The sequence below is a fragment of the Lacibacter sp. H407 genome (assembly GCF_037892605.1).
Taxonomy (GTDB): domain Bacteria; phylum Bacteroidota; class Bacteroidia; order Chitinophagales; family Chitinophagaceae; genus Lacibacter.
In genome coordinates this window covers 1888227-1906815 of record NZ_JBBKTU010000001.1, presented here as the reverse complement: position 1 = coordinate 1906815, position 18589 = coordinate 1888227, and the positions used below count along the sequence as shown (strand labels likewise).

Here is an 18589-nt window from a genome sequence, read left to right as displayed (position 1 = left end):
TTGTTTATGCGAAAGGCTATAGAATTATTTCACTTTTTAGTGAAGGCAGAATTAATTTACCCAATACTCTTACTACTGTTTTTATAGCCGGAAACTAATAAAAACCCTAATGGCGGAATAAAGATTGTGAGGTAGGTAAGCGCAAGTTTATTTGATTTGCTTAGAGCTAACTTATCCAGTTTGGTTAATGTAACAACAATAAGAATAATTGAAACGATCACTGCTAAGACTAAAACAATTTCCCTTGACATGTTGATTGATTTTAAATTGGTGACAAGTTTCATCCTTTGCTTACAGCTGCTCCATTACAAGTTAAAGAAAATTCTGCATAGTGAGCTTGTCTTCTACATACAATAAAAGCGTCTGGTATTACCCTGCGGCAATCATACTGATCTCAACATTTACATTTTTCGGCAATCCTTTTACAGCAACCGTTTCCCTTGCCGGAAAATCACCTTCGAAATATTTGCCGTAAATTTCATTCACTTCACTGAACAACACCATATCGCTGAGAAAGATGGTTGTCTTTACTACATTCCGAAAATCCATACCGGCTTCCTGCAATACAGCTTTCAGATTATGCATTACCTGGTGCGTTTCGGCCTGTATATCGGCATTGTTCATATCGCCTGTATCGGGCTTAATACAGATCTGCCCGGAGATAAATAAAAATCCACCTGCTGCTACTGCCTGGTTATAAGGACCAATTGGCGCAGGTGCCTGATTGGTTTGTATAATTTTCTTTTCCATTGTACCACAAACTTAGTTTTTTGCCGGTAAGAAAAAAATCAGGTTTGCTTTTTGTTCCCTGTAAATTTGCCGAACATGAATTTGCTGCTGATCAGTCCACAACCGGTTACAACATTGTTTGGCAAAACATTCCCGTTTGCAGACATTAACTGCAAGGTTGTTGCCGAACCTGCCGTTTCAGATTTTGATAATACAGATTGTGTGATAGATCTTTCGTTTGAAGAACATCCCGAAAGAATCAACCTTTATCAAACCTGTTCCATTCCTGTTCTCATCGGTTCTATTGTTTCCCGATTAAGTGATCTTGTTGTTGTTGATGGTTCACCTATTGCACGCTTTAATCACTGGCCGGTCTTCATCAACCGGAATTGTATTGAATTTGCTGCACACCCCAGTCAACGGGAATTATTTGAGCAATTGTTTATCAAACTACAGGTTCCCTTTTTTGCTACCGCCGATACACCCGGCTTTGTAAGTGCACGTACGCTGAGCATGATCATCAACGAAGCTTTTTTGGCAATGGAAGAACAGATATCAACCGAAGCTGAAATTGATACGGCTATGAAATTGGGCACAGGTTGTCCTATGGGTCCATTCGAATGGTGTCATGCAATTGGCCAGCAGCGCATTCTGGCGCTGTTGCAAAAATTAGCGGCTACGGATCAACGTTATCAACCGGCTGACTCTCTTTCTCAATCAAACATTTTTTATTGATATGGCGCTGCTGCTTTGTATTGATACTTCCACCACACATGCATCCCTTGCTTTGGCAAAGGATGCTGAACTGATTGGTATCAAAACAAATCAAAACCAAAAAGATCATGGTTCGTTTTTGCAGCCGGCCATAAAAGAATTGATGCAGGAAACCGGTTTTGCATTGACCGACCTGCAGGCCATTGCTGTTACATCGGGCCCCGGCTCCTATACCGGTTTACGTGTTGGCTTTGCATCGGCAAAGGGTTTGTGTTATGCATTGGGGTTGCCCCTTATTACAATCCCAACTACAGCTGTAATGAGTAGTGAAGCATTAAAAGAGATCACATCAATCGATACATTTTTACTTTGCCCGATGATCGATGCCCGTCGCATGGAAGTTTTTACCTGTCTGTACACAGCCAACCTCGATCCGCTTTCTTCTATTGGCGCCAAAATACTGGAACCCGGTTCGTTTGCTGCCGAACTGGCCCAGCAAATCATTTACTTTTTTGGAGATGGCGCTGCCAAATGGCAATCCATTTGCCAACACCCACATGCCCGATTCCTAACCATTGATTGGAATGCTGCGGGGATGATTGAAATGGCTGAAAAACGTTTTCAGCAGCAGGCCTTTACTTCACTCGCCTATTCAACTCCAGACTACGGTAAAGAGTTTTATTCCACCCAGTTATAAATAATGTCTTTTACGACTATTGGATACGTAATTTTACTGATAACTTTACGATTGACAGAGTTAAACCCAAATTACCCAACGACACACTAAAACTTGCTCTGGAAATGGCCACAACTAAGAAGAAAGAGAATAGTTTACCTATTCCGTTAGATTATCATGCGGTGAAGAAGGCCGCCTTGATCTTACGATCAGTAAATCACAAGCTGCGTCAACAGATCGTTCAACTCATCAACGAGAACGGGCAAATGACCGTTACAGAAATTTACGTAAAGCTAAGACTGGAACAATCCGTTGCCTCACAACATCTTGCAATTTTGCGCCGCAGCAATATTGTAAAAACGACCCGTGAAGGCAAATTCATCTGGTACACTGTAAACCACGACCGTTTGAAAGAAGTTGATCAGTTTGTTACGAGTCTGTTAGGTTAATATTTACAGAACGCTTCGCTCTACAGTAACATCCTGTTTATTCAGAGAAACGTACTTTTGCAAAAAAGCAAAGAGAATATCTATGTACGTACAACAACTCTATACAAACTGCCTTAGTGAAGCAGCGTATTATATTGAGAGCAATGGCGAATGTGCCATTATTGACCCACTTCGTGATGTAGAGGTGTACCTGAACCTGGCAAAAGAGCGTAACGCAACCATCAAATACATTTTTGAAACGCATTTTCATGCTGATTTTGTTAGCGGTCATCTCGATCTCGCCAAACATTCCAATGCACCCATTGTGTATGGTCCTGAAACTGAAACAAAGTTTCCGGTTTACGTAGCGAAAGATGGAGAACAATTCAAGATCGGTGCATTGACCATCGAAGTATTGCACACGCCCGGTCATACGTTAGAAAGTACCTGTTACTTGTTGAAAGATGAAAACGACAAAGACCACTGTGTATTTACCGGTGACACGTTGTTTGTTGGCGATGTGGGAAGGCCCGATCTTGCACAAGGCGGCGACCTTACCATGAGCGAACTCGCAGGTATGCTGTATGAATCGCTTCAGAAAAAAATCATACCATTAGCAGATGATGTAATTGTTTATCCTGCTCACGGGCCCGGCAGCTCATGTGGCAAAAATCTTGGCCCTGAAACGCACAGCACGATTGCTGAACAGAAAGCAGATAACTATGCACTGCAGCAACAATCAAAAGAAGAATTTATTAAAGCAGTTACAAACGGATTGGAAGCGCCTCCCAAATATTTTCCTGTAAATGCACGCATCAATAAAGAAGGTTATGGTTTGATGGATGTACTATTAAAAAAAGGATTAACTGCTTTGAGTGTTGAACAGTTTAAAGAACTTTCAAAAGAACCGAAAACATTGATCCTTGATACAAGACATGCAGATACGTTTACACTGGGCTTTATTCCGGGGTCGATCAGCATAGGATTAGAAGGACGTTTTGCAGAATGGGCTGGTGCATTGCTGCCGTTTGACGAAAACATTTTGCTTGTTTGTGAGGAAGGAAAAGAAGAAGAAACCATTGTACGATTGGCCCGTGTTGGATTTGATAAAGTAAGTGGTTACCTCGCAGGTGGTTTTGAAGCTTGGGCCGCTACAGGAGAAACGATTGATCTCATCATTGATGTGGAAGCAGATGAACTGGCGATGGATATGCCACATGATGATCATTTGCTGGTGGTTGATGTACGGAAAGAAACAGAGTTCGCTGATGGTCATGTAAAAGATGCCGTGAATCTTCCGTTGAGCGAAATGAACGATCCGGGACTATTGGCCAATATTGATGACAGAGATAATCTGTATGTGCATTGTGCCGGCGGTTACCGGAGTGTGATCGCATCTTCCATTATCAAAAAGCAAGGATTTCATAATCTGCGGAATGTAGTAGGAGGCTTTGCAAAAATCAAAGAACAAAAAATTCCGATACAGAAAGAAAAAAGCGTACTGAATTAAAAACTATACAAAGCCCCGATCAGATCGGGGCTTTTTTACTCCACCCACATTTTTCGATATTCATCTTTCCATTCATGTTTCCACCGTCGATGGCTCCATAAATAATTTGAAGGGCGTTGGCGAATAGAGGTTTCAATTTTATCAACAATTAACCGGGTCAACGCACCTTCTTCAAACTGATTTGGTTCGCTGGTAAGCAATTCCATTTTAAACTCATAATAACCACGCTTTACTTTGTAAAAGTCAACATAAATAACGGCGGTATTATTCCGCTTTGCACCTTTTTCAGGCCCTTTCGGAAATGGTGCTGGCTTAGTGAAAAAATTTGTCCAGTATGCTTTTGCAGGGTTACCGGGATTTTGATCGCCCACCAGAATCAATGCATATTGCTGCTTCATATATTCACGCACCTGGTTTTGAAAATCAGTTGCAGCCACCAGTTTTGTACCGGTCTTTCCTCTGAGTTCGTACACAACTTTATTCACTTCTTTATTCCGTAACGGCATGTACACAACAACAAAAGGCATTTGTGATAATGCACCTAAGCCAAGGTTAGCGATTTCCCAATTAAAATAATGACCTGACACAACCTGCACACTCTGCTCTTTGCCAACCCATTCATTCAACACTTCGATGTTTCCTGAAAATCGTTTTTTAATTTCTGCTTCATTCCATGAAAACAGTTTGATCATTTCCATAAACGTGTCGCAAAAATTACGATAGAATGCTTTCATAATTTTTTCGTGTTCCTCTTCTGATTTTTCGGGAAATGCAATGGAGAGATTATTCATAACTACCTGCCTGCGATAACCAAGTATATAAAACAATAATACATACAGCAGATCGCCAAGGAGATACAGAACAGAAAGTGGAATAAACGAGAGTAATCGCAGGAAACCATAGACGATATAGTACATGCTATCAAGATATTAATTCAAGGTTTTAGCAATTTTACAAAACAATATTCTGCAACAGCGGATGCTTTTCCGGATAATCAGTATTGAAATGCAAGCCTCTGCTTTCTTTCCGGAACGATGCACCTTTCGTAATTAAATAACCAACCGTGATCATATTCCGCAACTCCATGATCTGTGGTGATATAGAACTGCTGCGATACAAGTTTTCCGTTTCTTCCCACAACAAATCCAAACGACGCATGGCACGTTGCAAACGGATATCGTTCCGAACGATTCCTACGTAGTCACTCATCACCTGTTGTAATTCTTTCAGGCTTTGTGTAATGAGGATCATTTCTTTTGGCTGACTTGTGCCTTTTGCATTCCAATCAGGCAAAACAGTTTTCTCATCGTCCAGTTTCTTTATTTTATCAACAGCATCCATATAACTGCGATGTGAAAACACCATTGCTTCCAACAACGAATTACTTGCCAATCGGTTTGCACCATGCAAACCTGTACTTGCACATTCGCCTGATGCATATAAATTGTTGATAGATGTTCGTCCCCACTCATCCGTTTTAATTCCACCGCAACTGTAATGTGCAGCTGGGGCAACAGGGATCATATGCTGTGCAACATCAATTCCAAGACTCTTGCACTTTTCATAAATATTCGGGAAGTGATGAATGAATTTTTCCGTATCCATGTGTTTGCAATCGAGCCACACATGTTCTGTACCGCTGATCTTCATTTCACTATCGATCGCTCTCGCTACAATATCACGTGGGGCAAGATCTTTACGTTCATCGTAACGCTCCATAAATGCTTCGCCTTTATGGTTACGTAAAATACCACCATCGCCACGTACAGCTTCTGTTATTAAAAACGCCTGCCCTTTTTGACCGGCTTGGTATAATGCAGTAGGATGAAACTGGATGAACTCCATATTTTCAATCCGGCCTTTTGCACGGTACACCATCGCCACACCATCGCCACTTGCAATGGATGGATTGGTTGTGGTGCGATACACCTGGCCGTTACCCCCGGCCGCCAGCATTGTTATCTTCGATTGGATGACTTCAATTTGATTGGTGAGCAGGTTCAATGCGTACACACCATAACACTGTACATCAGGTGTTGCTTTTGTAACAAGGAAACCAAGATGATGTTGCGTGATGATGTCCACTACAAAATAATGGTTCACCAGTTGAATATTTTTACTTCTGCGGATGGTCTCAAGTAAAGCACGTTCCATTTCAGCACCCGTCACATCTTTGTGATGCAGAATACGATGTTCACTATGGCCACCTTCTTTTCCCAATGCATAGTCGCCATCTTTTTCTTTATCGAACTGTGCACCCCATTCGATAATTTCATTCACTCGCAAGGCACCTTCCTTCACTACCACTTCTACTATTTCCGGATTACATAAACCATCGCCTGCTATCAACGTGTCTTCAATATGTTTATCAAAACTATCTTTCTCCAGATCATTCACTACTGCAATGCCACCTTGTGCATACTTGGTATTGGTTTCATCTGCATTTGATTTTGTTACGATGAGCACCTGTTTATCAGGACATGCTTCCGCTACTTTAATTGCATAGGTTAAACCTGCAATACCAGAACCAATAACGAGAAAATCTGTTTGCATAAAACATTAATCAAAATGAAATATAAAACTTTGTGCTTTCCTTACTTGAAACAAGCTCCAGCATACTCGCAGAAATTACCACTGTTTTTTTATCGTCCAACAACTTGGCATTATCCCCTTTTACAATCTTCGCCGGACGTGGCAATTTAATAGTTGTGGAAATCGTGATCTGTCCGAAAAACATTTCCATGCCTTTCATGTCGCCCATTTCACCTCCCATATCTGCTTTTTCTATTCCTTCCCTGCTGATGGACGTATCTGTAATGATGTAAGCCGTTTTTGGAGTCAGCATTTTTGAAAAATCAGGTGTCTTCTGATTCAATTGCAATTCCCCTTCACCTTGAGCTTCCGGAATACTGTCTTTGTTTGCTTTTGTAATGGAATCAATTTTATGTTGGGTTGCAAAAAACTGTTGCATGTCTTTCAAATCTTTGATCGGGTAGCGTAACTGCATGGTGAACAAATTTTCTTCCATGTTCATTTTCATTTCGCCCTTTCCATTGAGGAAATACTGCAACTCTTTATCTGTAAAAAATTCACGGATCGAATCTACCTGGTTGAAAAGTGAAAAGCTGCTGTCTTTCGCACCAGCCATGCTGCTGTCTTTTAACTGATCGCCTCCGCCCATCGATTTCATCATCGTTAAAGCCTGACCCATATCTGCATCTACTTTATAATAGCCGCCGTTGGCACCACCGCTCAAATCCATCTCTTCCGAAATGGAGCAACTGCTGAACAAAGCCAGTGCCATAATAAGATTAAATACTGATTGTAATTTTTTCATGTGTTAGTTGGTTGCCGGTTCTACCCAGGCATTATTTTCTTTTAATAAATTGATGAGTTCATCTACTGCCACTTCACTATCCACACTTCGCTTTACCACTTCTTTTCCTTTGTACAATGTAATTTTCCCCGGGCCACTTCCTACATAACCAAAATCAGCATCGGCCATTTCACCGGGACCGTTTACAATACAACCCATGATAGCGATCTTCAACCCTTTCAAATGATTGGTAACTGAACGGATCTTCGCTGTTGTTTCCTGCAGATCAAACAAGGTTCGTCCGCAACTCGGGCATGAAATATACTCTGTTTTGGAAATACGTGTACGGGTAGCCTGCAAAATACTGAAGGCTGTATTGTTGATGAATTGCTCAGGAGTAAGATTCATTAAATAGTTACGGCCACTTGTACCCTGCGTTAAACTCTCCGTCTGCAACTTGTAACTATCGCTGCTCATTCCCAAACAGATTCCATCGCCCATACCATCGAGCAACAACGCACCACACTCCGTTGAATAATGAATAAGATGTTCATCGGCCGTTTGCCAGTTACTATCCGTAATTAAAACCACAGGGTTTTTAATACCACGGCTCATTAATTCAATGAACATGCGACGTACACTCTGCATGGCATTTTTATTTGTGCTGCTTAAACAAAGTACAACAGTTGGGTCATTTGCCAACGCATCGAGATATGTATAATCATTGATCGCTGTATCATCATTGTAACAATCGATCATAACAAAATTCAGCGATTCACTTTTCAACTCTGCTTCGGCATAACCGCTGTCCATAAAAATGGGAAGGTACTTCTGTTCACCTGCAACAGTTGCTTTTGATGTTTTCCATGTTTCAGGATACACGATCACTTTTAATGTTCCGGGCAATTCAAAATTCAATGTTTGATTGGCGGTGAAAATATAATCAGCTGCCATATCACCAATGCTCCACTTATCTGTTGCTTCATCATATTTATATCCTACACGCTCCAGTTCTTTTTGTGTGATGGTTCCAAGTTTGCTGAGATCCGCAATCACCACAGGCACTTGTTTACCGCCTACATTACTTACTGCATATGTTTCTCTTCGCTTGTAATCAAATGGAGAATAAGGTAACACAGCCTCCATAGCAGCTTCCTCACTTTTCGAAGATTTTGCATTTAACGCAGGCACATTACTGTGGACTATGGACTGTCGACTATCGACTGCATACCGCTTCACCAAATCTCTACACACCGGAATTTCAAACTCAGGATCTTCTGTTAAGCTTACACGAACCGTATCGCCAATACCATCTTCTAACAATGTTCCAATTCCTGCTGCACTTTTTACACGACCATCTTCTCCATCGCCGGCTTCTGTAACGCCAAGATGAAGAGGATAACATTCATTGAACTCCTCCATCATGTGATTAATGAGCATACGATATGCCTGCACCATCACCTGCGGATTACTGCTCTTCATACTCAACACAATGTTGTGATAACTTTCTGCACGGGCAATACGCAAAAACTCCATTGCACTTTCTACCATACCAATGGCTGTATCGCCATAGCGACTCATAATACGATCGCTCAATGAACCGTGATTGGTTCCGATACGCATAGCCGTACCATATTCTTTACAGATCTTCACCAATGGCGTAAAGCGTTCACGAATACGATCGATCTCTTCGATATATTCGGCGTCGGTATATTCGATCTGCTCAAATTTTTTCTTATCGACATAGTTGCCGGGGTTCACACGTACCTTCTCTACAATTCGTGCAGCAATTTCAGCAGCATTCGGTGTAAAATGAATATCGGCTACTAACGGTGTATTGTAACCTCTTTTTCGTAATTCATCTTTGATGTTTTGCAAATTCTCTGCTTCTTTTTTGGATGGAGCTGTGATACGCACTAACTCAGCACCTGCTTCAATACAACGGATGCTCTGTTCCACTGTTGCCATAGTATCCATGGTGTCAGTAGTGGTCATGGTTTGTAAACGGATGGGATGGAAATTACCCAACACCAAATCACCGATCTTTACTTCTTTTGTTGCCAGTCGTTTATAGTCAGTTAAGGAAGGAGTATAGAGAAACATTAATTTGAAAATTTGAAAATTGCTTAATTTGAAATTCCAGATAAATCATCTATGGAATTTCAGCACAAATGTAACAAAGAAAGGGCTCTAAGGTTTAGGGAAGATGCACTTCCTCACATTTTCAGATTTTCAAATTATTCCATTTTCAAATTACTACCAGTCTTTCTCGGGTTGTGAGGGTGCCCCCGTCTTTTTCTGCATTTTTTCCTGCAGTTCCCGCTCTTTTTGTTCGAGGGCTTTGAGGTATTGTTCCACCTGCTTTTTGGTGAGTTTGCTCTTTTGCGGTTTTGGTTGCTGAGGCTTAGGCTGTTCTTTTTTCTTTTCTTCTTTTGGCTTCTGCTCTTTCTGTTGTTGCTTCTTCTGTTCTTTTGGCTCCTGTTGCTTTTTGGCCATCAGTGCAAGCTGCAGATTTTTCCGTACTTCCTCATCAGAAGGTGATAAACGAAGGGCTTGTTTGTATGCTTCAATAGCTTCTGTAAGCCTGTTGTTTTTATGAAGCAATACGCCTTTGTTGTACAATGCTTTTGTTTTCAGTTCGGGATCATCGGTTGCCGCCGCTGCATCATCAAACGATTTTACTGCATCATCAATATTTTCTTTTTTGTATTGTGCGTTTCCCAGATTGTATCGTGTAACCGGGCTTTCTTTTTTACTCAATGCTTTTTGATACGCCTCTTCCGCTTTATCATACTTGCCGTCTTTGTAATAACGATTCCCTTTCACCACTTCACCTTCCTGCGCAAATGCAATGAAAAAAGAAAAGAAAGCCATTATGGTAAAACAAATCTTCATACTGTTTTTCGTTCACGAATGAATAACTCAATGAGCAAGAATAATGCCGCTGCAACTAAAAACCAGGTGAAATAGTTGTTATAATTCGTATTGCTCACTTCTCCTTCCACCCCTTTTTTTTCCAATTGATTGATTACTGCCGTGATCTCTTCCAGCATTTCATCCGTATTCTGAAGGTTGCCGTACAAGCCCCCGTTTACCGAAGCTAACTGACGCAACAATGGCTCATTTAGTTTTGTTACCACTGTTTGACCAAGATTATCTTTCTTAAAATCTTTGGTTGTAGGGTCAGCAATAGGTGAACCTTCAATGGTTCCCAATCCTATACAGAGTAACAGAATGCCACGGTCTTTCAATTGGCGGGCCATGGTAACCGCAGATTCATCATGATCTTCACCATCAGTAATGAGCAATACAATTTTATATCGTTTACTTTCCTGCGGAAAACTTTCAGATGCTAAACGCAGCGCTTCACCAATCACTGTTCCCTGTGTGGGTACTGCATCAGGAGATGCAGATTGTACAAACAGTTTTGCTGCACCTTGATCAGCCGTTAACGGCATCGGCAAATACGCTTTCCCTGCAAACCAGATCAAAGCGATCCGGTCGTCGGGCAACTGATCCATTAACTTACTCACGAATTGTTTGGATTTATCAAGACGTGTTGGTTTTACATCATCGGCCAACATGCTTTTGCTTACATCCATTGCTACAACAATGTCTCTTCCTTTTCGATTCACATTCTCAGCTTTGCCTGCTGTGCGTAAGTTGGCAGCACCCAATGCGGTCAACGCAATCGCAACGAATAAGAAATAAAATTTTGCAGAAAATTTCTTTTTGGAATGATTTGCTGTAAGCAGATTTACCAATTGCTCATCACCGATCTTTTTTCTTGTTTTCTTCTTCCATCGTCCATTCAATACAAAAAGTACTGCAACAGGTATTAATGCTGCCAGTAAAAGTAGATACTCGATATGTGCAAAGGAAAACAACGGTGCAACGGTTTAAGGTACAAGATACAAGATTACAGGAACAGAAAGAATGAAACAAAAGTTAAGCCAGACTTTCCAATAATCAATTGGCAATAGACAATAGGCAATGAACAATACTTGGTGCTGCCAACTTTGCCTATTGGCAGTTGCTTATTGCCTATTGATTTTCACTATTTCTTCCCTTGCATAAAATCGTAGTGTTTCAGAATGTCTTTCAACAAACCAAGACGGTTAGTACGCATATCATATTCTTTTTCGGGCGACTGCACTAACAGTACAAAGAAATAAGGATGGCGGTTCTCTTCGATCCATCCAACGATCCAACCTATATTGGCACCTTTTTCATCAAAACCCCAACCGGTTTTGTATGCAAGTTTGTACAATGAATTATCCTCCTGCATCATCACTTTCTTCACAATATCCTGTGTACGTTTTTGAAACGGCAATTGCTGAAAATACAACCGCTTTACCAGCCCCAATTGTTCATCGGGCGAAATTTTGATAGCATTGTTGAGCCAGAACGAATCAACGGCATTACCAATCGTTTTGTTGCCGTATTGCAACGTATCGATCCAACGCTGCATGGTATCTCTTCCAATTCTGCGGGCCACTTCCTGGTAATAAGGAACCGAAGAAACTTTGAATGCTTCTTCCATATTCATGTCTTTGTTCAACTCTTCACGTTCACGAACAACACCATCCCACTTGATCACCATCTTTTCATCAAAGATCCGTCCTGTTTCCAGCCCAATGAGCGAGTTCACTATTTTAAATGTAGATGCCGGCGTATAACGTTTCCGGAAATTAGCTGAATCGTAGATCGTAAAGTGCGCCTGTGCATTGTCGAACAAGGCAAAACTTCCCGTTGCTTTGTATTTATCAAAATATTGCTTCAGATCGTCATCGATCTCAAAATTATTGATGGAACAGGAATTAAATAATGTAACAATAGAGAACAAAACAACTGCAAAACGCATGATGGGAAATTTTGCACAAAAGTAAAGTGAGATTGTGAATAGGCTCTTAAAACTTTACGGAAAACAATAAGGCAACGAACAGGACGTTTTAAACTGACTTAAAATCAACCACCATGTCCCGTACACTTGCACTTGCGCTTTTTACGGCCAGTATCAGCATGATCGCCTGCAAAAAGAACGAAACAGGAAACAGTACTGCAAAACTCATCTTCAAATTCAAGTTTGATTCTACACAGGCCCGGTTGAATAATATCGGTCAGCCCTCGACCATACCTGCAGGCAATGCGGCTCAAAGTGGTGTGATGAATAAGATGAGTGCACATTACATTGAATTGGCACCCGGCGCACTTACATTACTGGGAAAAGGTGCAGTACTTTATCATGCCGCGGAAACAACAATTGGCGGAAGTAAAGCCATTGATTTTGAAAAAGCACCACAGGCAGGAAACAACGAAGTGTTTTATGAAGTGCCGATCAATCAAATTGCCACTGGCGAATATGAATGGCTGCGTATTTCATTGGCTTATCAAAACGGTGATGTGAAAATTCGGGTTGATACAACTATCAACGGGATTTCCATTAACCAGGACCTGAATGCTACATTGGCTTCTTTTATTGGTTACAACACTTACATTAAAAATTTTACTGTAAAAAACCAATCCATAACGGTAAATGGTAACCGCTCCCAAGGCTTCTGGGGTTTTGAAACCGCCGTGCCAGTGCTGGGTACAAACATTCCGATTGCAGAAAGCGGTCAAGCTCCGGCAGGTGCAACTACAGTTGTCAATCCATTATTCAACACATCACCCATACCTGCAGGAAGCTGTGTAGTAACAGCAGCATTTGCCAATGGAAAACTAAAGATCACCGGTAATGAAACAAAAGATATTATTGTTGAATGCAGTTTCAGCACAAATAAAAGTGTAGAGTGGAAGGACCTGAACCCGAATAGAAAATGGGAACCACTGAAAGGTGAAACATTAGTTGATATGGGTATCCGTGGTTTGATACCCACCATTAAATAACTCACTACTTCTCTCGTTTGAGTAATCCCTGCTGCAAACTCTTTACCTGATAACTATCAACGGGTGGTATTTCGTTTGAGGTACCACCCGTTGTTGTAATTGGATTTGTTGCGTAAGTAGTAAATGAAACCATCAAACCTTCCGCTGTTAATTCATACTTGCTCACAATTGTGCTACCTGATACAGCAAAGACAGAACTAAACGTGTTGCCGATAAAATATCCATCCAGCACAATTGTATTTCGTTCATCAATTTTCCAATGACCTTTTGAGGTATCAACCGGCATTAATATGTACGGACGATTATCTTTCTGCACATCACCATAAATTATCTGCCAGGTATAACGACCGCTGTCAACAGCTTGAGTATTCAACCGCATTGTAAATTGCTGTGTTGCTTTCTCAGCTCTGTTCCATGTAAGTGTACCTTTCCAGTTGCCAACAAATGACTGCGGAAATGAAAGTTGTTGTGCTGATGAAAACAAACCTATCAGCAGCAATACATGAACAAGAAAAAGTTTCCTCATGCAGTTACTTCTTTCAGTACACCCAATTCTTTGCCCACTTTTGTAAACGCAGCAATCGCTTTATCTAAATGCTGTTGATCATGCGCAGCACTTAATTGTACACGAATACGTGCCTGTCCTTTCGGAACAACCGGGAAGAAAAATCCAATCACATAAATTCCCTCTTTCAACAGTTTGGCAGCAAAATCCTGCGCCACTACTGCATCGTATAACATGATCGGAACAATCGGGTGATCGCCGGGTTTAATATCAAAACCAGCAGCAGTCATTTTACTGCGGAAATATTTTGTGTTAGCCTCAAGTTTATCACGCAATTCGGTTGTTTCACTTAACAGATCCATCACAGCAATCGATGCACCAACAATACTTGGTGCCAATGTATTACTGAAAAGATAGGGGCGTGAACGCTGGCGCAACATCTCGATGACTTCTTTACGACCACTGGTGAAACCGCCGCTTGCTCCACCAAGAGCTTTGCCCAAAGTTCCGGTGATGATATCGATCTTACCCATCACTCCACGGTATTCATGAGTACCACGACCGGTCTTTCCGAGAAAGCCGCTTGAATGACATTCATCTACCATAATGGCCGCATCATATTTTTCGGCGAGTTCCACAATTTTATCAAGCTGGGCAATAGTTCCATCCATGCTGAAACTTCCATCAGTAACAATCACACGGTTACGGGCACCTGCTGCTTCCTGAAGTTTTGCTTCAAGATCGGCCATATTATTATGCTCATAACGGAAACGTTGCGCTTTGCACAAACGCACGCCATCAATAATACTGGCATGGTTCAATGCATCGCTGATGATGGCATCCTGTTCGCCGAACAGAGGCTCAAATACTCCCCCATTGGCGTCGAAAGCGGCGGCATATAAAATGGTATCTTCTGTACCAAGGAATTTAGAAATTTTCCTTTCCAGTTCTTTATGAATGTCCTGCGTGCCACAAATGAAACGTACGCTGCTCATCCCAAAACCACGCAGGTCGATGTATTTTTTTGCCGCCTCAATAACTTTCGGGTGTGAAGACAAACCGAGATAATTATTGGCGCAGAAATTCAGCACAATCTTCCCGTTTACCATGATCTCCGGGCCTTGGGCGCTCTCAATGATCCGCTCGGTTTTAAAAAGCCCGTTGGTCTTGATCTCCTCCAATTCATTTTCAATGCGTTGTACTAATTTCTCATTCATAACAATAGGTTTAAGCGACAAAAATAAGAGGATTCACAGGTTCTTTCATGCGTAACCGATTGCATGTTCAAGAAATTCACACAAATATGTGGTGTAACTGTAACATTTTCCTTCTACCTTCGTCTTATCCTTCAAACAGGTGTTTATGAAAAAGCAAATTATCCTTCTTGGTGCTGTGGTATTAGTTACCGTTTCTGCATGGGCATTGCTTACCATTACACCTGCTAAGAAATCGGCTGCAACTTCCCCCAAATGCAGCAAAACCTGCCAGGAAAAACCTGCACCGAACAGTGCTCCTCAAACCGGTTTTTTCATTTTTGATTCTTTTTCGGGCTCGCTCTAAAAATATTTTTATTTTCCTGTAACTTTTATTTCCGGTGTCCGTAATACTGATAGTTAAACTTATCATCACGGATCACTAACTGATTTATGACCGCCAGAGAATATAATGAATGTGTGACCCGGTATGCCGACAACGTGTACCGTTTTATCCTCAAGAATTTGGGGCACGAAGAAGATGCACGGGATGTTGTGCAGAGTGCTTTCGAAAAATTGTGGGTGAATAAAGACAATGTAGATAATGAGCGCAGCAAATCATACCTGTTTACCATTGCTTACAACCAGATGATCGATCACATTCGCAAACACAAACGGGTGAGCCTGCGGGATGAATTTGCAGAAGAAGTGAGAATCCAGGACAGGCCGCAACATAATATGAAGAAGGTGTTGGAAGAAGCGCTGGCCCGGTTGAGTGAAACTGCAAGAAGTTTGGTTTTACTAAAAGATTACGAAGGATACAGTTACGACGAGATCGGTGAAATAACGGGATTGAACGAAAGCCAGGTAAAAGTTTATTTGCACAGGGCAAGATTACAGTTGAAGAATTATTTAGTTAGTATTGAAAATGTAATGTAGGTATAGCTCATAGTTGATAGTTCATGGAAAGAAGCTTTGCAATGAACCATGAACAATGAACCATTAACTTGAATAATAATGAACATTAACCGCCATAATTACGAAGAGTTTTTCCTCCTGTATGTCGACAATGAGTTGACAGCCGGGCAGCGGAAAATTGTGGAAGCATTTGTGGCGACCAATCCTGATCTGCAGGAAGAATTTGAACTGATTCAGCAATCTACTTTTACTGATGATATAAAACTGGACACAACCTTCATCAACTCTTTATTAAAACCTGTTGATGAAGAAAGCAACATCAGCGAAGAGCAATTGTTACTTTATGTTGATGGCGAATTAAGAGCCGATGAAAAAGCTGCTGTTGAAAAAGAACTGGTAGCAAATAGTTCTTTGCAAAAAGAATTGCTATGGCTCCGCCGCAGCCAGGTAACCGCTGATACTTCTATTGTATTCCCCGATAAATCTTTACTGTACAAACAAGCTGAACCTGCACGTGTGTTCTCAATGAGCATGACAGTCAGGAGATGGAGTGCTGCAGCTGCCGTTGTGGTATTGCTGGGCAGTGCGATGTGGTTGATGTTGGATGGAATAAAAACAACTGATAAACCTGACTCATTTATTGCAGCTGATAAACCAGCAGTAAAAGAAAATCAATCCATCACTCCTTTATCTCCAAAAGAATTAGTAAAAAAAGCATTGGAAGAACAAACCAATGAATTCAATGAAACAACAGCAGCTACAGAATCAACCGAACAAACAAAAACCTCTGTAACTACCAATGGTTCTGTTGCAACCGTTAACCCAACTACTAAAACAGAATCAACTACTGCTCCTGTTGTTGATGGGCAAATAGATATTGCAAAAACAGAAGCAGATGAAAAAATAATCGAAGAAAAAATTGAAGCTCCCAGTAACTTTTCTAAAACTTCAACCGTACAACCTATAGCAAACAACATCAGTTATGCTTCTTACAACAACGATGTTGCCGACGAAGAAGACAATGAACTTCTTACCGAAGAAAGGCAACGCAAAAGTGGTATAGCAGGCTTTCTGAAAAAAGCAAAACGGACGCTTGAACGTAAAACCGGTATTCAATCAAGTTCTTCCGAAGTACGCTTTGCAGTGTTTGCGGTAAACACCCAATAACAAAAAACTTTAAACGGAAATTTTTATGAAGCAGTCAATCTTATCATTGCTTGGTCTCGTTCTATGCCTCGGCCTTAATGCACAAAGCGACACCACAAAACCACAAGGTGCCGATACAATCAAAGTCGGCAACATGATCATCATCAAAAAACATGATAGTAAAGAAAAAAAGTCTGAAAAAGACAATAATGACGATGACGATGATGACGAAAGCACATCTGTAGAAATCACAAAAAGGAAAGATCACAAAAAATCAAACGTAAGTACTAACTGGCTGATTCTTGATCTTGGGTTTTCCAATGTAAATGATCAAACAAATTACGCATCACCTTCCGCTCAGGCCTTCTTTCCGGGAGGAACCGGTAGTAAAGAACAAATGTCTTTACGCAACGGTCGTTCCATCAATGTGAATGTTTGGTTCTTTATGCAACGAGTAAACATTATTAAACATGTTGTAAACCTGAAATATGGTTTAGGCGTAGAGATGAACAACTATAGCCATGAAAAAAGTGTTCGGTACAATACCGAACCCGAAACCAACATTACCTTCGATAATTTTAAGTACAAGAAAAATAAACTGGCAGCCGACTATTTAACGGTACCTGTGATGCTTGATTTCAACTTTGCCCCCAAGCGCAAAAAAGGGTATGGCTTCAGTGCAGGCGTAAGTGCAGGTTATATGTATGCAGCCCGCCAGAAAATGAAGAGTGAGCAAAACGGTAAAGAAAAAGTAAGAAGCGATTTCAACCTTGAACCATGGAAGCTTTCTGCAATTGGTGAATTAAACCTCGGTGCGGTTCGCTTATACGGAAGCTATGCACTCAACAACTTACATAAAAACGGGTTGGAGCAAACACCTTACAACTTTGGTATTAGATTTAGCAGCTGGTAATACAGCTCACGCTGTATTCTCTGGCTAACCGCTTCTCGCTTGAGGAGCGGTTTTTTTATAGAGGAGGGTTGCCAAAAAAAGGATGGCCCACCGGCTCCGAATAAACAGTTTTATAACTTTAGAATTTCTTTACTTTGCCGAAACTTAAAAAACGAACCATGAGTTATAAAGTGATCGACATTGAAGGCATCGGCAGCAACTACGCAAAACGATTGGAAACCATGGCCATTTTTACAACAGATGATCTGTTGGCACAAGGAGGAACAAAAAAAGGTCGGGTAGCGATTCATGAAGTAACAGAGATTCCTGAAAACCTGATACTTACCTGGGTGAACCATGCCGACCTCCACCGCATTAATGGTGTTGCCGGACAAACAGCCGAGTTATTGGAAGCAGCGGGAGTTGATACCGTGAAAGAACTGGCAACACGCAATGCAGAAAACCTTCACGCAAAAATGATAGAGACAAATGAAAAGTTTGGCTTAACCGGAAAAGTTCCTTCAGCTGAAAAATTAGCAGCCATGATTGCTGAAGCAAAAACACTGGAACAAAAAGTATTTCACTAAGCATTACTACGAATTATTCTCAAAGCCGCCTCATAAACAAGGCGGCTTTATTGTGTGAGCCATCAACAGGTTATTCACCACTTTTC

21 protein-coding genes are annotated in these 18589 nt (G+C 41.1%); 10 read left to right on the top strand and 11 right to left on the bottom strand.

Features of this window, described 5'->3' with window-relative positions:
• Positions 1 to 56: 56 nt before the first annotated feature.
• Both WG989_RS08295 and WG989_RS08290 read right to left on the bottom strand, forming a co-directional pair.
• Entirely contained in the window at positions 57 to 251 is a 195-nt protein-coding gene (locus WG989_RS08295; RefSeq protein ID WP_340428633.1) for a hypothetical protein, read from the bottom strand.
• 118 nt (positions 252 to 369) lie between these two features.
• Entirely contained in the window at positions 370 to 750 is a 381-nt protein-coding gene (locus WG989_RS08290; RefSeq protein WP_340428631.1) for a RidA family protein, read from the bottom strand.
• A 75-nt stretch (positions 751 to 825) separates the two neighbouring features.
• Between WG989_RS08290 and WG989_RS08285 the strand changes: the two genes are divergently transcribed.
• The 4 genes from WG989_RS08285 (at position 826) to WG989_RS08270 (ending at position 4057) form a co-directional block, all read left to right on the top strand.
• Complete coding sequence (locus WG989_RS08285) at positions 826 to 1464, top strand: 3-hydroxyacyl-CoA dehydrogenase family protein (RefSeq protein ID WP_340428630.1); 639 nt, start codon at positions 826 to 828, stop codon at positions 1462 to 1464.
• 1 nt (position 1465) lies between these two features.
• A complete protein-coding gene (tsaB, locus tag WG989_RS08280) occupies positions 1466 to 2140 on the top strand; it encodes a tRNA (adenosine(37)-N6)-threonylcarbamoyltransferase complex dimerization subunit type 1 TsaB (protein WP_340428629.1) in 675 nt (224 codons plus the stop codon).
• A 104-nt stretch (positions 2141 to 2244) separates the two neighbouring features.
• Positions 2245 to 2568: an ArsR/SmtB family transcription factor gene (locus WG989_RS08275; protein WP_340428627.1), complete on the top strand. Its 324-nt coding sequence runs from the start codon at positions 2245 to 2247 to the stop codon at positions 2566 to 2568.
• An 82-nt stretch (positions 2569 to 2650) separates the two neighbouring features.
• Complete coding sequence (locus WG989_RS08270; RefSeq protein ID WP_340428626.1) at positions 2651 to 4057, top strand: MBL fold metallo-hydrolase; 1407 nt, start codon at positions 2651 to 2653, stop codon at positions 4055 to 4057.
• 35 nt (positions 4058 to 4092) lie between these two features.
• Here WG989_RS08270 and WG989_RS08265 read toward each other — a convergent pair whose 3' ends face one another.
• From WG989_RS08265 to WG989_RS08235, 7 genes are all read right to left on the bottom strand, one after another.
• Positions 4093 to 4974 carry a lysophospholipid acyltransferase family protein gene (locus tag WG989_RS08265; protein ID WP_340428625.1) on the bottom strand — a complete coding sequence of 294 codons (882 nt, stop codon included), beginning with the start codon at positions 4972 to 4974 and terminating at the stop codon, positions 4093 to 4095.
• Between the two features lie 34 nt (positions 4975 to 5008).
• Entirely contained in the window at positions 5009 to 6610 is a 1602-nt protein-coding gene (gene nadB / locus WG989_RS08260) for an L-aspartate oxidase (protein ID WP_340428623.1), read from the bottom strand.
• A gap of 10 nt (positions 6611 to 6620) precedes the next feature.
• The gene (locus WG989_RS08255) at positions 6621 to 7394 is read right to left on the bottom strand and encodes a hypothetical protein (RefSeq protein WP_340428622.1); all 774 of its coding nucleotides are present in this window, start codon (positions 7392 to 7394) and stop codon (positions 6621 to 6623) included.
• A gap of 3 nt (positions 7395 to 7397) precedes the next feature.
• The gene (gene ispG / locus WG989_RS08250) at positions 7398 to 9476 is read right to left on the bottom strand and encodes a (E)-4-hydroxy-3-methylbut-2-enyl-diphosphate synthase (protein WP_340428620.1); all 2079 of its coding nucleotides are present in this window, start codon (positions 9474 to 9476) and stop codon (positions 7398 to 7400) included.
• 153 nt (positions 9477 to 9629) lie between these two features.
• Positions 9630 to 10268: a tetratricopeptide repeat protein gene (locus tag WG989_RS08245; RefSeq protein WP_340428619.1), complete on the bottom strand. Its 639-nt coding sequence runs from the start codon at positions 10266 to 10268 to the stop codon at positions 9630 to 9632.
• Complete coding sequence (locus WG989_RS08240; RefSeq protein ID WP_340428618.1) at positions 10265 to 11260, bottom strand: VWA domain-containing protein; 996 nt, start codon at positions 11258 to 11260, stop codon at positions 10265 to 10267. The genes WG989_RS08245 and WG989_RS08240 overlap by 4 nt, the downstream gene beginning before the upstream one ends.
• A 170-nt stretch (positions 11261 to 11430) precedes the next feature.
• The gene (locus tag WG989_RS08235; protein WP_340428617.1) at positions 11431 to 12237 is read right to left on the bottom strand and encodes a penicillin-binding transpeptidase domain-containing protein; all 807 of its coding nucleotides are present in this window, start codon (positions 12235 to 12237) and stop codon (positions 11431 to 11433) included.
• A 113-nt stretch (positions 12238 to 12350) separates the two neighbouring features.
• Here WG989_RS08235 and WG989_RS08230 point away from each other — a divergent pair, with 113 nt between their 5' ends.
• On the top strand, positions 12351 to 13262 hold the full coding sequence (locus WG989_RS08230) for a hypothetical protein (protein ID WP_340428616.1): 912 nt from the start codon (positions 12351 to 12353) through the stop codon (positions 13260 to 13262).
• A 4-nt stretch (positions 13263 to 13266) separates the two neighbouring features.
• Here the strand turns inward: WG989_RS08230 and WG989_RS08225 are convergent, their stop codons facing one another.
• Positions 13267 to 13788, bottom strand: coding sequence for a hypothetical protein (locus tag WG989_RS08225; protein WP_340428614.1), 522 nt, complete (start codon positions 13786 to 13788; stop codon positions 13267 to 13269).
• Entirely contained in the window at positions 13785 to 14984 is a 1200-nt protein-coding gene (kbl, locus tag WG989_RS08220) for a glycine C-acetyltransferase (RefSeq protein ID WP_340428613.1), read from the bottom strand. Before kbl ends, WG989_RS08225 begins: the two co-directional genes overlap by 4 nt.
• 145 nt (positions 14985 to 15129) lie before the next feature.
• Here kbl and WG989_RS08215 point away from each other — a divergent pair, with 145 nt between their 5' ends.
• From WG989_RS08215 to WG989_RS08195, 5 genes are all read left to right on the top strand, one after another.
• Positions 15130 to 15327: a hypothetical protein gene (locus WG989_RS08215; RefSeq protein ID WP_340428611.1), complete on the top strand. Its 198-nt coding sequence runs from the start codon at positions 15130 to 15132 to the stop codon at positions 15325 to 15327.
• A gap of 86 nt (positions 15328 to 15413) precedes the next feature.
• Entirely contained in the window at positions 15414 to 15899 is a 486-nt protein-coding gene (locus WG989_RS08210) for an RNA polymerase sigma factor (protein ID WP_340428610.1), read from the top strand.
• Between the two features lie 78 nt (positions 15900 to 15977).
• Positions 15978 to 17045, top strand: a complete 1068-nt coding sequence (locus WG989_RS08205; protein WP_340428609.1) for an anti-sigma factor family protein — start codon at positions 15978 to 15980, stop codon at positions 17043 to 17045.
• A 25-nt stretch (positions 17046 to 17070) separates the two neighbouring features.
• Entirely contained in the window at positions 17071 to 17937 is an 867-nt protein-coding gene (locus WG989_RS08200; RefSeq protein ID WP_340428608.1) for an outer membrane beta-barrel protein, read from the top strand.
• 134 nt (positions 17938 to 18071) lie between these two features.
• On the top strand, positions 18072 to 18503 hold the full coding sequence (locus tag WG989_RS08195) for a DUF4332 domain-containing protein (RefSeq protein WP_340428606.1): 432 nt from the start codon (positions 18072 to 18074) through the stop codon (positions 18501 to 18503).
• Positions 18504 to 18589 lie beyond the last annotated feature (86 nt).